The sequence below is a fragment of the Serratia sp. HNCC26DJ206 genome (assembly GCF_057180605.1).
On record NZ_JBXUGP010000054.1, the window covers coordinates 1 to 14,679 of the forward strand.

Annotated in this window: 17 protein-coding genes; 8 read left to right on the forward strand and 9 right to left on the reverse strand. The window is 52.1% G+C overall.

What is annotated here, in order from left to right:
• The first annotated feature begins 343 nt into the window (after positions 1–343).
• From AC2A1E_RS22840 to AC2A1E_RS22855, 4 genes are all read left to right on the forward strand, one after another.
• Positions 344–2,488: a lysine decarboxylase LdcC gene (locus AC2A1E_RS22840; RefSeq protein ID WP_484385647.1), complete on the forward strand. Its 2,145-nt coding sequence runs from the start codon at positions 344–346 to the stop codon at positions 2,486–2,488.
• A gap of 38 nt (positions 2,489–2,526) precedes the next feature.
• Positions 2,527–2,925 (forward strand): VOC family protein, encoded by a 399-nt coding sequence (locus AC2A1E_RS22845; protein ID WP_484385648.1) that lies wholly within the window; start codon positions 2,527–2,529, stop codon positions 2,923–2,925.
• Between the two features lie 63 nt (positions 2,926–2,988).
• A complete protein-coding gene (gene tilS, locus AC2A1E_RS22850) occupies positions 2,989–4,314 on the forward strand; it encodes a tRNA lysidine(34) synthetase TilS (RefSeq protein ID WP_484385649.1) in 1,326 nt (441 codons plus the stop codon).
• A 9-nt stretch (positions 4,315–4,323) separates the two neighbouring features.
• Positions 4,324–4,635: a c-type cytochrome gene (locus tag AC2A1E_RS22855; RefSeq protein WP_484385650.1), complete on the forward strand. Its 312-nt coding sequence runs from the start codon at positions 4,324–4,326 to the stop codon at positions 4,633–4,635.
• Positions 4,636–4,687: 52 nt separating this feature from the next.
• On the opposite strand, the gene rof is transcribed toward AC2A1E_RS22855, so the two are convergent.
• Positions 4,688–4,951: a Rho-binding antiterminator gene (gene rof / locus AC2A1E_RS22860; RefSeq protein WP_459401566.1), complete on the reverse strand. Its 264-nt coding sequence runs from the start codon at positions 4,949–4,951 to the stop codon at positions 4,688–4,690.
• The gene (locus tag AC2A1E_RS22865) at positions 4,938–5,138 is read right to left on the reverse strand and encodes a YaeP family protein (RefSeq protein ID WP_484385651.1); all 201 of its coding nucleotides are present in this window, start codon (positions 5,136–5,138) and stop codon (positions 4,938–4,940) included. The genes rof and AC2A1E_RS22865 overlap by 14 nt, the downstream gene beginning before the upstream one ends.
• 216 nt (positions 5,139–5,354) lie before the next feature.
• On the opposite strand from AC2A1E_RS22865, the gene AC2A1E_RS22870 reads away from it, so the two are divergent.
• Genes AC2A1E_RS22870 through nlpE form a run of 3 tightly spaced genes read left to right on the forward strand, consistent with a single transcriptional unit; the run spans position 5,355 to position 7,067 of the window.
• Positions 5,355–5,903, forward strand: coding sequence for a YaeQ family protein (locus AC2A1E_RS22870; RefSeq protein WP_484385652.1), 549 nt, complete (start codon positions 5,355–5,357; stop codon positions 5,901–5,903).
• 3 nt (positions 5,904–5,906) lie between these two features.
• Positions 5,907–6,320: an alternative ribosome rescue aminoacyl-tRNA hydrolase ArfB gene (arfB, locus tag AC2A1E_RS22875; RefSeq protein ID WP_484385653.1), complete on the forward strand. Its 414-nt coding sequence runs from the start codon at positions 5,907–5,909 to the stop codon at positions 6,318–6,320.
• A gap of 57 nt (positions 6,321–6,377) precedes the next feature.
• Positions 6,378–7,067: an envelope stress response activation lipoprotein NlpE gene (nlpE, locus tag AC2A1E_RS22880; protein ID WP_484385654.1), complete on the forward strand. Its 690-nt coding sequence runs from the start codon at positions 6,378–6,380 to the stop codon at positions 7,065–7,067.
• A 72-nt stretch (positions 7,068–7,139) separates the two neighbouring features.
• On the opposite strand, the gene AC2A1E_RS22885 is transcribed toward nlpE, so the two are convergent.
• From AC2A1E_RS22885 to metN, 7 genes are all read right to left on the reverse strand, one after another.
• A complete protein-coding gene (locus tag AC2A1E_RS22885; protein WP_484385655.1) occupies positions 7,140–7,997 on the reverse strand; it encodes a YaeF family permuted papain-like enzyme in 858 nt (285 codons plus the stop codon).
• Positions 7,998–8,226: 229 nt separating this feature from the next.
• On the reverse strand, positions 8,227–9,945 hold the full coding sequence (gene proS / locus AC2A1E_RS22890) for a proline--tRNA ligase (protein ID WP_484385656.1): 1,719 nt from the start codon (positions 9,943–9,945) through the stop codon (positions 8,227–8,229).
• 124 nt (positions 9,946–10,069) lie between these two features.
• Positions 10,070–10,777 carry a tRNA (N6-threonylcarbamoyladenosine(37)-N6)-methyltransferase TrmO gene (gene tsaA / locus AC2A1E_RS22895; RefSeq protein WP_484385657.1) on the reverse strand — a complete coding sequence of 236 codons (708 nt, stop codon included), beginning with the start codon at positions 10,775–10,777 and terminating at the stop codon, positions 10,070–10,072.
• The gene (gene rcsF / locus AC2A1E_RS22900) at positions 10,774–11,178 is read right to left on the reverse strand and encodes an Rcs stress response system protein RcsF (RefSeq protein ID WP_484385658.1); all 405 of its coding nucleotides are present in this window, start codon (positions 11,176–11,178) and stop codon (positions 10,774–10,776) included. The genes tsaA and rcsF overlap by 4 nt, the downstream gene beginning before the upstream one ends.
• 114 nt (positions 11,179–11,292) lie before the next feature.
• The gene (locus AC2A1E_RS22905; RefSeq protein WP_459401591.1) at positions 11,293–12,108 is read right to left on the reverse strand and encodes a MetQ/NlpA family lipoprotein; all 816 of its coding nucleotides are present in this window, start codon (positions 12,106–12,108) and stop codon (positions 11,293–11,295) included.
• A gap of 73 nt (positions 12,109–12,181) precedes the next feature.
• On the reverse strand, positions 12,182–12,835 hold the full coding sequence (locus tag AC2A1E_RS22910) for a methionine ABC transporter permease MetI (RefSeq protein ID WP_459401592.1): 654 nt from the start codon (positions 12,833–12,835) through the stop codon (positions 12,182–12,184).
• Entirely contained in the window at positions 12,828–13,859 is a 1,032-nt protein-coding gene (gene metN, locus AC2A1E_RS22915; RefSeq protein WP_484385659.1) for a methionine ABC transporter ATP-binding protein MetN, read from the reverse strand. The genes AC2A1E_RS22910 and metN overlap by 8 nt, the downstream gene beginning before the upstream one ends.
• Positions 13,860–14,046: 187 nt before the next feature.
• Between metN and gmhB the strand changes: the two genes are divergently transcribed.
• Complete coding sequence (gmhB, locus tag AC2A1E_RS22920) at positions 14,047–14,610, forward strand: D-glycero-beta-D-manno-heptose 1,7-bisphosphate 7-phosphatase (RefSeq protein ID WP_473188301.1); 564 nt, start codon at positions 14,047–14,049, stop codon at positions 14,608–14,610.
• Positions 14,611–14,679 lie beyond the last annotated feature (69 nt).

Here is a 14,679-nt window from a genome sequence, read left to right on the forward strand (position 1 = left end):
TGTTAATTAAAGCAGTTCCCAATCTGGTTTTGCGAAGACTGATTATTGATGACATGAACGGTATGTGGACCTGATGGAAACCTAACGTAAAAAATGGCTCTTTGAAGCCGTGCGGTTTTTAAGGCTTGTCAGGTGCGAAACTCATCGAGGCGCGGGCATCCTTGCCTATAGTGACGCCGGATAGATTTAAGCAAGCCAACATCAATCAAAAATCAGTATTGCAAAAATGGTGGGGACCATAGATTTTTACGCCTGTCATTCGTGGTTTAGGATGAGCAGGGTACACTCAGTCAGTTTTTCATGTTGTTATAAGTCTTGGTAGTTAACTGACAGGAGCAGCCCGATGAATATCATCGCGATCATGAGCCCGATGGGTGTTTATTACAAAGATGAACCTCTCCGCGAGCTCCACACCGCATTGGCCTCCATGGGTTTCCAACTGGTGTATCCGAAAGACAGCGGCGATCTGCTGAAGCTGATTGAACACAACGCGCGGATCTGCGGAGTGGTGTTCGACTGGGACGATTACAGCCTCGAACTGTGCAGCGAAATCAACGATCTCAATGAATATTTGCCGCTGTATGCGTTTATCAACACCCATTCCACTTTCGATGTCAGCCTGCATGAAATGCGCATGGTGCTGTATTTCTTCGAATATGGCTTGAATGCCGCAGGTGACATTGCCCAGCGCATCCAGCAGTACACCGATGAATATAGGGATACCATTACCCCGCCGCTGACCAAAGCGCTGTTCACCTATGTGAAAGAGGGGAAGTATACGTTCTGCACGCCGGGCCATATGGCGGGCACCGCGTTTCAGAAAAGCCCGGTGGGCTGCCTGTTCTATGACTTTTTCGGCGCCAACACGCTGAAGGCCGATATTTCCATTTCGGTAACCGAACTGGGTTCATTGCTCGATCACACCGGCCCACACTTGGAGGCGGAAGAGTATATCGCCCGCACCTTCAATGCCGAGCAGAGTTATCTGGTGACGAATGGCACGTCTACCGCTAATAAGATCGTTGGTATGTATTCGGCCCCGGCGGGCAGCACGGTGCTGATAGATCGTAACTGCCACAAATCGCTATGCCATTTGCTGATGATGTGCGACATCGTACCGATTTACCTGCGCCCGTTGCGCAATGCCTACGGTATTTTGGGTGGGATCCCCCAGCGCGAACTCTCTCATGACAGCATTGCCAAACGGGTGGCCGAAACCGCCAACGCCAGTTGGCCGGTGCATGCGGTGATCACCAATTCCACCTATGACGGTTTGCTGTACAACACCGACTACATCAAGCAGACGCTGGATGTGGCATCGATTCACTTCGATTCCGCCTGGGTGCCCTATACCAATTTTCACCCGATCTACGAAGGCAAAAGCGGCATGAGCGGCGAGCGCATTCCGGGCAAAGTGATTTATGAAACCCAATCGACGCACAAATTGCTCGCGGCGTTTTCGCAGGCATCGATGATTCATATCAAAGGTGATTATGATGAAAACACCTTTAATGAAGCCTATATGATGCACACCACCACCTCGCCGCATTACGGCATTGTTGCTTCGATGGAAACTGCGGCGGCCATGCTGCGGGGTAATCCGGGGCGGCGCATGATTAATCGCTCGGTGGAACGGGCGCTACATTTCCGCCGTGAAGTCCAGCGCCTGCGTGCAGAAAGCGATAGCTGGTTTTTCGATATCTGGCAGCCGGAAGAAATCGACGAGGCGCAGTGCTGGCCGCTGAACCCAGATGATAACTGGCACGGTTTCGGTAATACCGATCGCGATCATATGTATCTGGATCCGATCAAGGTCACTATTCTGACGCCGGGCATGAACGAACTGGGCGAGTTGGAGAGCAGCGGCATTCCAGCGGCGCTGGTGGCGAAATATCTGGATGAGCGCGGTATCGTAGTGGAGAAAACCGGGCCGTATAATCTGCTGTTCCTGTTCAGCATCGGTATCGATAAAACCAAGGCGATGAGCCTGCTGCGTAGCTTGACCGATTTCAAACGCGCATACGATCTCAATCTGCGGGTGAAGAATATGCTGCCGGATCTGTATGCTGAGGATCCGGATTTCTATCGCCATATGCGCATTCAGGATCTCGCCGCAGGGATCCACCAACTGATTTGTCAGCATGATTTACCGCGCCTGATGCAGCGGGCTTTCGACGTCTTGCCGGAAATGAAGCTGACGCCTTATCAGATGTTCCAGCAGCAGGTACGGGGCAATGTGGAAACCTGCGAGATCGACCAGTTGATCGGCAAAGTGGCGGCCAATATGATCCTGCCTTATCCGCCGGGCGTGCCGTTGGTGATGCCGGGGGAGATGATTACCGAAGAGAGCCGTGCGGTGCTCGATTTCCTGCTGATGCTCTGTTCGATCGGTGAGCGTTACCCTGGTTTTGAAACCGATATTCATGGCGCGAAACCGACCGAAGATGGCCGTTATCTGGTGAAAGTATTGAAAACGCCCGCGGCTTGACGCAGGCGAAGTCGCAACCTTATAGAAGGAACATATCCATGTTGGCATTACGGCAGGTTCACCATATCGCGGTGATCGGTTCTGATTACGCCACCAGTAAACATTTTTACTGCGAGATCCTCGGATTCACCCTGTTAGCCGAGGTGTATCGCGCAGAGCGGGACTCCTGGAAAGCCGATCTGGCGCTGAACGGCCAGTATACGATTGAGCTGTTTTCCTTTCCGACACCGGCGGCTCGCCCAAGTAGACCGGAAGCCTGTGGCCTGCGTCATCTGGCATTCAGCGTGGATGACATTGATAACGCGATTGCTGAATTACAAGCTGCGGGAGTCGTGTGTGAACCGGTGCGCATCGATCCTTATACCCAGGCCCGTTTTACCTTTTTCAACGATCCTGACGGGTTACCGCTCGAGTTATATGAAGTTCAACGTGGTTAATGCTTGCTTGCTGGCGGTGAGCTGGTTAACGTGCGGCTATGTGGACGTGATCAAGCATAATCAATGAAAAGCAATCAACTGCTTACACAGCTTGCTGAACAACTGGGCACTAAAAGCCAACTATTGCTGGCGTTTAGCGGTGGGCTGGATTCCAGCGTGCTGCTGCATTTGCTGGTGCAATTACGCCAGCAAAGGCCAGGAATGGTTTTGCGTGCGGTGCATATTCACCATGGCCTGAGCCGTTTTGCCGATGAGTGGGTGGCGCATTGCCAGCAACAGTGTGAAGGTTGGCAGGTGCCGCTGGTGGTTCATCATGTTCAGTTGAATGGGCTTAGCGGTGGCATTGAGGCGGCGGCGCGAGCAGCCCGCTATGCGGCTTTCAGGGACACGCTGATCGCGGATGAAGCCCTGCTGACGGCACAACATCTTGATGACCAATGTGAAACCTTCTTGCTGGCCTTAAAACGCGGCAGTGGCCCGGCGGGGCTTTCGGCGATGGCAACTGAAGCTAGGCTGGGAAATCATTCGCTGCTGAGGCCGTTGCTGAGCGTTTCGCGCCAGCAGTTGGAGGAGTATGCCAAGCTGCACCAATTACGTTGGATGGAGGACGACAGCAACCAGGACTGTCGATTTGATCGCAACTTCCTGCGTTTGCAGGTATTGCCTGTATTAAATGAGCGCTGGTCGCATTTTGCCTCGGCCGTGGCACGCAGTGCCAGTCTTTGCGCTGAACAGGAACAACTGCTGGATGAACTGCTGGCAGAACAGTTAACGCTGTTGCTTGATGAAGAAAACTCGCTGGCGATAGCCGGGTTGCAAGGGTGTTCTCCGGTGCGGCGTTATGCGCTATTGCGCCGCTGGATTGCTCTGTTTGACGTCACTATGCCTGCGCGCGATCAGTTACCAAGGATCTGGAATGAAGTGGCGCTCAGCCGGGAAGATGCGGAGCCGCAGCTACAGTTGGGCAACTATCAGATCCGCCGTTTCCGCCAGCGTTTATACCTGTTGCCGCTGATGGCTGATTTGCGCGATCGGCAATTGCTCTGGCCGCAACCGACCAGACTGGAATTACCCGATGGGCTTGGCGCGTTGGTCTGTGGGGAAGGGAATAACCTGGTGCGTGCACCGCAGGCTGGCGAGCAGGTGAGCGTGCGCTTTAGCGCCACAGGCCGGGTGCGTATTATCAACCGTGCCGGTTCAAGACACATCAAAAAACTGTGGCAAGAGTTGGCGATTCCCCCTTGGCAGCGTGAACGTATTCCCTTGATTTACTATGATGAGCAACTGATCGCCGCCGTGGATAGCTTTGTTACCGAAGCCGGAAAGGTGCCTGCTGGTGAACAGCCGTGGCGGCTGAGCTGGAAGAAAAATAATAACAATATCTTGTGAGGAACCATGATGAAAAATATGAGTGTAATGGTGGTGGCAGGGTTGTTGAGCTTTTCCGCTTGGGCGGCAGGTGACGCAGCGGTGGGCAAGAGTAAATCAGCCACCTGTGTGGCATGTCATGGTGCAGAAGGCAAAGTCTCGGTACCGCTGTACCCGAATCTGGCCGGGCAGAACGCCATGTATCTGGAGCAGGCGTTGCAGTCCTACAAGAAAGGTGAACGGACCGGCGGCCAGGCTGAAGTGATGAAAATTTATGTTGCGGCGTTGTCAGACGCAGATATCGCCGATCTGGCAGCATACTACGCCAGCCTGAAGCCATAAATGACGAGGGCAGCCGTTAGGCTGCCCTGTAGAGAGGGGGTTACCGAGGTGTTCAGTCAGAAAGACTCACGACAACGGTACCAATTTCTGGATGACTGAAGCTGTGAATATGGTCCAAACGCACATCGCGCTGAGTACCATTTTGTTCGATCGTCAGGTATTCAACACTTTTCTTTTGCAACAGATCGACTGCCTTGGCTTCGATGGTTTCTCCGTCGCGTAACTCCAGCTTCAGAGTCAGTTTTTGCTGGCAGGCGAGTTCCAGATTGTCGTAGTCATCGCAATTGATGGGTTGATACTCATCATTCATCAACATAGTCGCTCACCAATAAGTTAGCGGCGGCAAATGCCGCCTGTTCCCTAACGGAGGACGGTAGCGTGCTATTCGCAGCAACCTCGTCCAATGCCTTTAAGACACATGCTAGTGCATCAGGCACGTAGCCAAGATCTCCACTGCCGATCTGGGCGTAAAAACGGCGTACTAACTCACAATATTGTTGCACAGTTTCCTCCCTTAAGAATCTCTGCATAATCGCCAACGCAGGCTGCGATGAGGCACAGACACTCGGAGTTCAATCCTATCCTAAACGACTATAGCACAGGTGCCGTGGAGTTATTAGCACCTCGTATTGGCTTTCATTCGCAGCTATAGGCTCCTCGTGCTGGCTGTGAACCGATCTTATCAAGTACACTGTGGCCTGTTAATAATGAGGTTACCCATGGCGCTGAAAGCAACAATTTACAAAGCCACGGTCAATATCGCGGATATGGATCGTCACTTTTACCACGACGCGGCGCTGACGTTGGCCCAGCATCCTTCAGAAACCGAACAGCGCATGATGCTGCGCCTGCTGGCATGGATCTGTCATGCTGATGAACGCCTGGTGTTTACCAAAGGCTTAAGTGCGGAAGACGAGCCGGAAATCTGGCAGCGCAACGACCATAACGGGCTGGAAATGTGGATCGAGCTGGGTCTACCGGATGAAAAGCGCATTAAAAAAGCCTGTAATCAATCCCCACGGGTGGTGCTGTATGCTTATGGTGAACGTGCCGGGTATGTCTGGTGGCAATCGATGCAGGGCAAAGTGGCAAACCACAAAAACCTAAGCATTCGTTTTCTCGATGATGAACAATTAGCTCGCCTAGCCGCGATGGCCAGCCGCAATATGACGTTACAGGCTACCTTGCAGGAAGGGACTATCTGGCTTTCCGATGTTCAGAATAGTCTCGAAATTCAATTTGCCGAATGGCAGCAGGCACAGGTGTAACCGGTGCTGGCACTGTCAAGAAACGTAGCGATACCGGACAACGAAATAGAATTAACGGCGATCCGTGCTCAAGGTGCGGGTGGGCAGCACGTGAATAAAGCCTCAACGGCCATTCATTTGCGCTTTGACATCCGGGCATCCAGCCTGCCAGAGTATTACAAGGAACGGTTGCTGGCGCTTAATCATCATTTAGTGACCGCTGATGGTGTGGTGATTATCAAAGCGCAGGAATATCGTAGCCAGGAATTAAATCGTGAAGCGGCGCTGGCTCGGTTGGTGGCGCTGATTCAACAGACGATGGTGGTTGAAAAGACGCGCAGAGCAACGAAACCCAGTAAAGGGGCGAAATTACGCCGTTTGGAAGGCAAGGTGCGCAAAGGCGCAACCAAAGCGCTGCGCGGCAAGGTTCTCCCTTAAGGAAGCCTGTTTGGCACCACTTTGTGGATATTAATGGAACGCAGCAGGAGAATAACTGTGAAAATAATAACAATCGTCCTGTTTTTAGCGGCAGGAGCGCTTTCGCTACTAGGCTGTAATAATCAATACCAACCGAAAGAACAACCGCTTCAGCCAATGCAGCAGAGCTATCAGGGGGTATTGCCTTGTGCTGACTGTAGCGGGCTGGATACGACTTTGTTCCTGGATAAAGATGGCACCTTCATTTTGCAGGAAACCTATCGCGGTACCAAAGATGGCGATAGAACTTTTGCCAGCTATGGTCAGTGGGCACGCACGGCCGATCGGTTGGTGCTGACCGAAGGCAGTGGCGAAAAGCGTTACTTCCGCCCGGCAGGTAAGAATCTGCAAATGTTGGATCGCAGCGGGGCACCGATTACGTCCGAGCTTAACTATATATTGTCGCCAACCGAGCAGCCGTTGCCAAAAACGCCAATGCCGTTGAGTGGGCTTTATACCTATTTGGCTGAGGCGGCCGTATTCAAAGATTGTGCGACCGGTAAAACCTTCCCGGTGGTCAATAATATCGCGTTGGAACAGGGCTATCTGAAAGCCCGCAAAGCGCCAGGGGAGCCGGTATTCCTGATGCTTAACGGCCATTTCAGCGTTCAGCCATCAATGGAAGAAGGGCAGATGCAAAAAGCATTGGTGCCTGAACCCGATGGTAAGGTGACTTTCGATAACAGCAAAGATTGTAATAGCCGCTGATTGCGCTGATGTAGGGTGTTTCCGGTGTTGAAGATAAAACCCCGTTATGGCAAATGACGGGGTTTATGTTTTCTAGAATACGGCATGGCCGGGTTGAATCTGGGATTTGCCGTCATGCACGCTATTGCTGACCAATGCGCGATTGCGCAAATAGATACCCGGTTTGATGTGCCCAACATAGGCCAAGGTCTGACTTGGCGCCAGCGTTGCAATATCCCCTTCCCGCATATGCAGCAAATCACCGGGGCTGACCCAGCCAGGTGATGCCAGAGTGAGTGGGCGCCCGGCGTGCTCAAAGGCAGCCAACACAAACTGCGAGCAGAAATAGCTGGATTCAGCAGCGGTTGGCGTACTGAGCTGTGCGGCGGCCAATCCTTGTACGCACTGCTGGCGGAAATCCTTCGAGAAAGGATTTAGTGAGCAAATCTGCTTGGTGACCATAAAGGGCATCATTTCAATAATCCCCTGATAGTTATAGCGGCTACCGGCCTTTTGCTTGGCGAAGTGGCGAATTTGTTCTGCTTGAGTGGCGGTCAGGCTTGGCATGCGCAAAGCAAACAGTTTGTCACTGTGGGCCTGCGCATCTTCCAGGCTGACAATCTGCACGCCATCGCCCACCGCTTCGGCAACTTGGCCTTGACCAATATAGATCGCAACATGGCTGACCGAGGAAGCACTGAAGATACGGATCCCCAGAGAGGTTAGGCCGATCGTTGAGGAAAAAAGCAAGTCGCCATCTTGAAGAGCGGTTGCATCGACTTCCCGAAAGGTATTCTGTGGTGCGGAACTGAGGGTTTGAAACTGGATATCCACGGGATTGAGGGAGGCACGTTTTTCTTTTTCGGACAGCGCAATATCCATGGTGCAGCCGGTGATAAAGACCGGCAGCAAGGCAAACAGTCGCATGACTGAGGTATAAGGTAACGGCATTTCTTAATCCTTTAATGAACTGCGTCCTTAGCAAAACACCCTGCAAAACAGGGTGTCAGACTGCTACAAAGCCCGCTATTAGGGAGAGCGTACCGAAGGAGTCGTAGCGGCGTAAGCCGCCGGAGCGTCCCTCGGTGCGCTAGGCCCGGGTATCTCGGGTTAAAAAGCTACTTTGTCATCAATCTTACATCTTGTAAAACAAGGTGTTTTTCATACCGTACTGAGAATATCAGCGTTTGATCTGGGCCAGCAGGAAATCAACGATTTCGCCGGTTTTAATCATCTGCTTCTCGCCAATCCGGCGATTTTTGTACTCAATTTCTTCGCTGTCGAGGTTACGATCGCCAATCACGATGGAATGCGGCACGCCGATCAGTTCCATATCGGCAAACATCACGCCAGGGCGTTCTTTACGGTCATCAAGAATAACGTCGATGCCGTGAGAGCGCAGTTGGTTGTAAAGCTCTTCAGCCAGCGCCTGCACGCGGAATGACTTGTGCATGTTCATTGGCAGAATAGCCACCTGGAATGGTGCAATCGCATCTGGCCAGACAATGCCACGATCGTCGTGGTTCTGCTCAATAGCGGCGGCCACTACGCGGCTGACTCCAATACCGTAGCAACCCATGGTCAGAACCTGGTTACGGCCATCTTCGCCCTGTACCGTGGCTTTCATTGCTTCCGAATACTTGGTGCCCAACTGGAAGATATGACCTACTTCGATACCGCGTTTAATCAGCAAAGTGCCTTTACCGTCTGGGCTGGCATCGCCTGCGACCACGTTACGGATATCGGCAACCTGCGGCAGCGGCAGATCGCGTTCCCAGTTAATCCCGAAGTAGTGCTTAGCATCGATATTGGCACCGGCCCCAAAATCGCTCATGGCCGCTACGCTGCGATCGATCACTACAGGAACCGGCATCTTGATCGGGCCGAGAGAGCCTGGGCCTGCACCCACCACAGCACGGATCTCTTCGTCTGTAGCGAAAGTTAGCGGAGCCGCTACCTGCGGCAGTTTCTCGGCCTTGATTTCGTTCAACTCGTGATCGCCACGTACCAACAACGCAACCAGCTTATGGCCGCTTTCTTCGGTTGCACGAACCAGCAGGGTTTTCACCGTTTTCTCGATCGGCAACTGGAATTGCTCTACCAGCTCGGCGATGGTTTTGGCGTTAGGGGTATCGACGATACGCAGTTCTTCGGTGGCTGCACCGCGTGGTTGCGCCGGGGCAACCGCTTCTGCCAGCTCAATATTAGCCGCGTAATCAGAATCGGTAGAAAAGACGATATCGTCCTCACCGCTGTCTGCCAGCACCTGGAATTCATGCGATGCGCTGCCGCCAATGGAACCGGTATCGGCCAGCACCGGGCGGAAATCAAGCCCCATACGGCTGAAGATCTTGCTGTAGGCTTCATACATGGCGTCGTAGGTCGCTTGCAGAGATTCCTGTGTGGTATGGAATGAATAAGCATCTTTCATCAGGAATTCACGGGAACGCATCACGCCGAAACGCGGGCGGACTTCGTCACGGAATTTAGTCTGGATCTGGAAGAAATTCAGCGGCAACTGTTTGTAGGAGCTGATTTCATTGCGGATCAGATCGGTGATCACTTCTTCATGCGTCGGGCCGAGAACGAACGGGCGTTCGCCACGATCGACAAAGCGCAGCAACTCAGGGCCATATTGCTCCCAGCGGCCGCTCTCCAACCACAGATCTGCCGGTTGGACGACCGGCATGGAAACTTCGATCGCATTAGCATTGTTCATTTCTTCACGAACGATGTTTTCAACCTTTTTCAGAACGCGCAGACCGGTTGGCAACCAGGTATAAAGACCGGAGGCCAGCTTGCGGATCATCCCGGCACGCAGCATCAGCTGGTGGCTGATCACTTCGGCATCGGCAGGTGTCTCCTTCAAAGTGGAGAGCAGATATTGGCTAGTACGCATGATGTTTTGGTTCCGTTAGCACTGCAAATTGCATCGGGCTGCCAGCAGGAGTGGCAGCCAAAATTTTTAAAAGTGGTTTAGTCTACCAGCGCAGGACGGTTGTCAAAAGAGAGACGGTGGATTTTTAACGGACGTCGAGTGATAACACTTCAGTTTGCCCATCGATAACCCGCCAGCGCACGTTAAACTCCAGCAACCATACGGCATATTCACGCTCAGCCTCTTCCGCTTTACGGTAGGCAGGGCGGGGGTCTTGTGCCAGTACTTGGCTGATAAAGCGGCGTAAATTGGGGTGGCGACGTAGATGCTGCTGCAATTGCTGTTCTGCCTGCAGGGAAAAACTCACCGGCATATCGCCAGCAGGTGCAGTTTGAGCAAAACCAGCACGGGCTTGAGGATGACTTTCGGCAAACGGCAGGTAGGGTTTGATATCGACGACCGGCGTACCATCGACCAGATCGAGACTGCCTAACTTCAATACGACCTCTCCGCCTTGGATCTGGATGTCTTTCAGTTCGATCAGCGACATGCCGAGTGGGTTAGGGCGAAAGGTCGAGCGAGTAGCGAAAACACCCATACGGGCATTACCGCCCAATCGTGGTGGCCTGACCGTTGGCCGCCAGCCGCCCTCCATGGTTTGATGGAAAATGAACATCACCCAGAGGTGGCTGAACTCACTGAGGCCGCGCACGGCTTCCGCCTGGTTATAAGGTGGCAACAGCACCAGCTCTCCGCCACCGTCTTCGACTAACCCCGGTTGACGGGGAACGGCGAATTTTTCTTTATACGGTGAGCGGATAATGCCGATCTGATTAAAAACGAATTCGCTCATTTGGCCGAAACGTTAAGCGCAGAACCTTGGCAAATCGCCTGTTGGTAACAACCGGCAACACCCTTAAGTATCTGGCACTGATGCAGCAATACTGCATTGGCTTTCATATTGGCAGCGCGCTGCAGCATTCTTTTGCGAGCAGAGGCAAGACTCGGTGGATTCTTACGAGCCTTGGTGTGGCAGACGCTACCGGAAACCTCTCCCAAGTCGCGGAAAGGCTTACCGATTAATGCCTCTGCACTTTTATACAGCGTTACTGGCGCTGGTTTTGCCGGTGGCGCTGGTTTTGCCGGTGCGATCGCAACTGGTGCGTTGGTGCTGTCTGTTGTGGGTGCTACGGGCTTCGGTTTAGAACATCCGGCCAGCAAAAGTGCTAACAAACAGAGAGGTAAAACACGCATTGACATTCCTCTGCCTTTAATAAAAGTGGCGCTATTGAAACAATCTCTGGTCGAAATAACAAGACGGGCCTGAGCCCGTCTTGCAAATATAGGAGCAAAATAGGTAAGGGATGATTACCAGCCTTTCACTGCGCCACCGTTGAAGATTTTATTCGCTGCTTCGTTGACTTCCTCAGACTCATAGGCCTGAACGAATTTTTTCACGTTTTCTGCGTCTTTGTTATCTTCACGAGCAACCATGATGTTGACGTAAGGCGAGTCTTTATCTTCAACAAAGATACCGTCTTTGGCTGGCGTTAAACCGATCTGGCTGGCGTAAGTGGTGTTGATGACGGCCAGGGCGATTTGCTGATCGTCCAGTGAACGTGGCAGCTGTGGTGCTTCCAGTTCGACCAGCTTCAGGTTTTTCGGGTTTTCCACCACGTCCAATACGGTAGGCAGCAGGCCAACACCGTCTTTCAGTTTAATCAAACCTTGTTTCTCCAGCAGCAGCAGCGAACGCCCCAGATTGGTTGGGTCGTTAGGTATTGCGATCTGTGAGCCTTCTTTCAGCTCATCCAGCGATTTGATTTTTTTGGAGTAACCAGCAATCGGGTAAACGAAGGTGTTGCCGACCGGAACCAGTTTATAGCTACGGTCTTTGATTTGCTGATCCAGGTAAGGTTTATGTTGGAAAGCGTTCAGATCGATATCGCCTTTGCTCAACGCTTCGTTTGGCAGGACATAATCGTTGAAGGTTACCAACTCAACGTCCAGGCCATACTTCTCTTTTGCGACTTTTTGGGCAACTTCTGCCACCTGCTGTTCAGCACCAACGATAACGCCCACTTTGATATGGTTTGGATTTTTTTCGTCCTGACCGCAACCGGCCAAAGCCAGAGTACCGATCAGTGCGCCGATTGCCGCAATGGACTTAAATTTTAACGACATATCCTTTCCTCATTAGACTCGTATATGAAATACGCTTTACCCTATCGAGTAGCTGTAAGCGTGCTGGTAAAAACTATTTGTGAGTAACGGCCTTAACAATACGGTCGCCACAGAACTGAATCAGGTACACCAGAACAACCAGTAATATTAATACCGTATTCATAACGGTAGCGTTATAACCAATGTAACCATACTGATAACCAATTTGACCTAAACCCCCTGCGCCTACGGCACCGCCCATCGCAGAATAACCCACCAGAGTAATCAGCGTGATGGTGGCCGCATTCACCAGACCCGGCAAGGCTTCAGGCAACAGCACTTTCTTGATGATTTGCATTGGCGTGGCACCCATCGCACGGGCAGCTTCAATCAGCCCTGACGGGATCTCCAGCAGGGCGTTTTCTACCATACGGGCAATAAAAGGCGCTGCGCCGACGGTCAGCGGCACGATGGCGGCCTGCAAACCAATAGAAGTACCGACTATCATGCGGGTAAAAGGAATCATCCACACCAACAATATAATGAAGGGGATAGAACGGAAAATGTTCACCAACCCAGACAAGGTTTTATACAGGGTATTGTTGGCAATAATTTGCCCAGGGCGGGTAACGTACAATAGCACACCAACCGGCAAGCCGAGCACGAAGCCGAAGAAGCCCGAGACAAAGGTCATCGTGACGGTTTCCCAAACTCCACGTACCATTAACCACATCATTGCCTCAGACATAACCCAGAACCTCTACTTTTACCTGATTTTCCTGTAGGAACTTAATCGTTGCCTGTGCGTCTTCGTCTGAACCATGTAACTCAGCCAGCATCACGCCGAACTTCACTCCACCGGCGTAGTCCATTTGTGCGCTGATAATGTTGTTATTGACGTTGAAACGACGGGCTGCTTCGGACAGCAGCGGTGCATCAACCGACTGACCGGTGAATTCCAGGCGCAACAGCGGTTGATGATTGCCATTGCGTTCCGGCATCAGGCGTTTGGCGTAGTCATCTGGAATATCCAGATGCAGGGTGGATTGGATAAACTGCTGGGCCAACGGTGTCTTCGGATGAGAGAACACTTCGCTGACGCTGTCTTTTTCAATCAATTGCCCCTGGCTGATGACGGCAACCTGATCGCAGATGCGTTTAACCACGTCCATTTCATGGGTGATCAGCAGAATGGTCAGCCCAAGGCGACGGTTAATATCCTTCAGCAATTCGAGAATGGAACGCGTGGTGGCCGGATCGAGTGCGCTGGTGGCCTCGTCACACAGCAGCACTTTAGGGTTGCTGGCCAAGGCTCGGGCAATCGCCACGCGCTGTTTCTGGCCACCTGACAGATTGGCTGGGTAGGCATCGTGTTTGTCTGACAAACCTACCAGTTCCAGTAACTCGGCAACGCGTTTTTTGATTTCACTGCGCGGGGTATTATCCAACTCCAGCGGCAACGACACGTTGCCAAATACCGTGCGTGAAGAGAGCAGGTTAAAGTGCTGGAATATCATGCCAATCTGACGGCGTGCACGTGTCAGTTCGCGTTCAGACAGGGAGGTCAGGTCCTGCCCATCGACCAATACGGTACCGGAAGTGGGACGCTCAAGCATGTTGGCGCAGCGGATCAGCGTACTCTTACCGGCACCCGAGGCACCGATAACGCCGTAAATCTGCCCGGCAGGGACGTGAAGGCTCACGTCGGAAAGCGCGCTGATGGTGCGCTTTCCCTGCTGGAACACTTTGGTGATGTTGGAAAGTTTAATCATATTCTTCTTATTTTTAGCGTGGTTGCCCGTGGCTAGATAAAAGTAAACCTTGGCCAGAGCCAAGGTATGAGTCAGATGTTAAGGCGTCTAGACGTCCAAGTCAACGTTAACGCTGTTCTTCACCGTTCTCAGTCTGCGGTAAAACATGCGATACTGTACGCGTTTTCAGACCCTCAGGAGCAGACCGGTGACACAACGCGTTCCAGCAATTTTCTTAGATCGTGATGGTACGATTAATGTGGACCATGGATATGTCCATGAAATAGATGACTTCCAATTTATTGATGGTGTGATTGATGCATGCCGTGAACTGAAAAATATGGGTTTCGCGCTGGTGCTAGTCACCAACCAGTCAGGTATCGCTCGCGGCAAATTCAGCGAAGACCAGTTTATGCGTCTGACCGAATGGATGGACTGGTCTCTGGCCGATCGTGATGTCGATCTCGACGGCATCTACTTTTGCCCACATCACCCAGAAGCATTAATAGAAGAATACCGTCAAACATGTGATTGCCGCAAACCGCAGCCCGGTATGTTGCTGCTGGCGCAAAAAGAATTGAATATCGATCTGGCTGCTTCTTATATGGTGGGTGACAAAATAGAAGACATGCAGGCGGCGGCGGCGGCAGGCGTGGGTACTAAAGTGTTGGTTCGCACCGGTAAACCAGTAACGGAAGAAGGCGAGAAGGCGGCTGATTGGGTGCTAAATGGCCTGCAAGACCTGCCGGAAGCCATCAAAAAGAGGGTTTAACCCGCATTGTGCATGAATAGTGAGCGGTCAGAAGAAAAGTGAATATAATTTCTTGTCATTCTGAGTCAG

What these genes read in the sequence shown, in the direction of transcription:
- AC2A1E_RS22840 (WP_484385647.1), top strand. Translation starts at nt 344, where the DNA reads ATGAATATCATCGCGATCATGAGCCCGATGGGTGTTTATTACAAAGAT.
- proS (WP_484385656.1), bottom strand. Translation starts at nt 9,945, where the DNA reads ATGCGTACTAGCCAATATCTGCTCTCCACTTTGAAGGAGACACCTGCC.
- AC2A1E_RS22870 (WP_484385652.1), top strand. Translation starts at nt 5,355, where the DNA reads ATGGCGCTGAAAGCAACAATTTACAAAGCCACGGTCAATATCGCGGAT.
- metN (WP_484385659.1), bottom strand. Translation starts at nt 13,859, where the DNA reads ATGATTAAACTTTCCAACATCACCAAAGTGTTCCAGCAGGGAAAGCGC.
- AC2A1E_RS22845 (WP_484385648.1), top strand. Translation starts at nt 2,527, where the DNA reads ATGTTGGCATTACGGCAGGTTCACCATATCGCGGTGATCGGTTCTGAT.
- rof (WP_459401566.1), bottom strand. Translation starts at nt 4,951, where the DNA reads ATGTTGATGAATGATGAGTATCAACCCATCAATTGCGATGACTACGAC.
- tilS (WP_484385649.1), top strand. Translation starts at nt 2,989, where the DNA reads ATGAAAAGCAATCAACTGCTTACACAGCTTGCTGAACAACTGGGCACT.
- AC2A1E_RS22885 (WP_484385655.1), bottom strand. Translation starts at nt 7,997, where the DNA reads ATGCCGTTACCTTATACCTCAGTCATGCGACTGTTTGCCTTGCTGCCG.
- rcsF (WP_484385658.1), bottom strand. Translation starts at nt 11,178, where the DNA reads ATGCGTGTTTTACCTCTCTGTTTGTTAGCACTTTTGCTGGCCGGATGT.
- AC2A1E_RS22910 (WP_459401592.1), bottom strand. Translation starts at nt 12,835, where the DNA reads ATGTCTGAGGCAATGATGTGGTTAATGGTACGTGGAGTTTGGGAAACC.
- AC2A1E_RS22855 (WP_484385650.1), top strand. Translation starts at nt 4,324, where the DNA reads ATGAAAAATATGAGTGTAATGGTGGTGGCAGGGTTGTTGAGCTTTTCC.
- AC2A1E_RS22905 (WP_459401591.1), bottom strand. Translation starts at nt 12,108, where the DNA reads ATGTCGTTAAAATTTAAGTCCATTGCGGCAATCGGCGCACTGATCGGT.
- tsaA (WP_484385657.1), bottom strand. Translation starts at nt 10,777, where the DNA reads ATGAGCGAATTCGTTTTTAATCAGATCGGCATTATCCGCTCACCGTAT.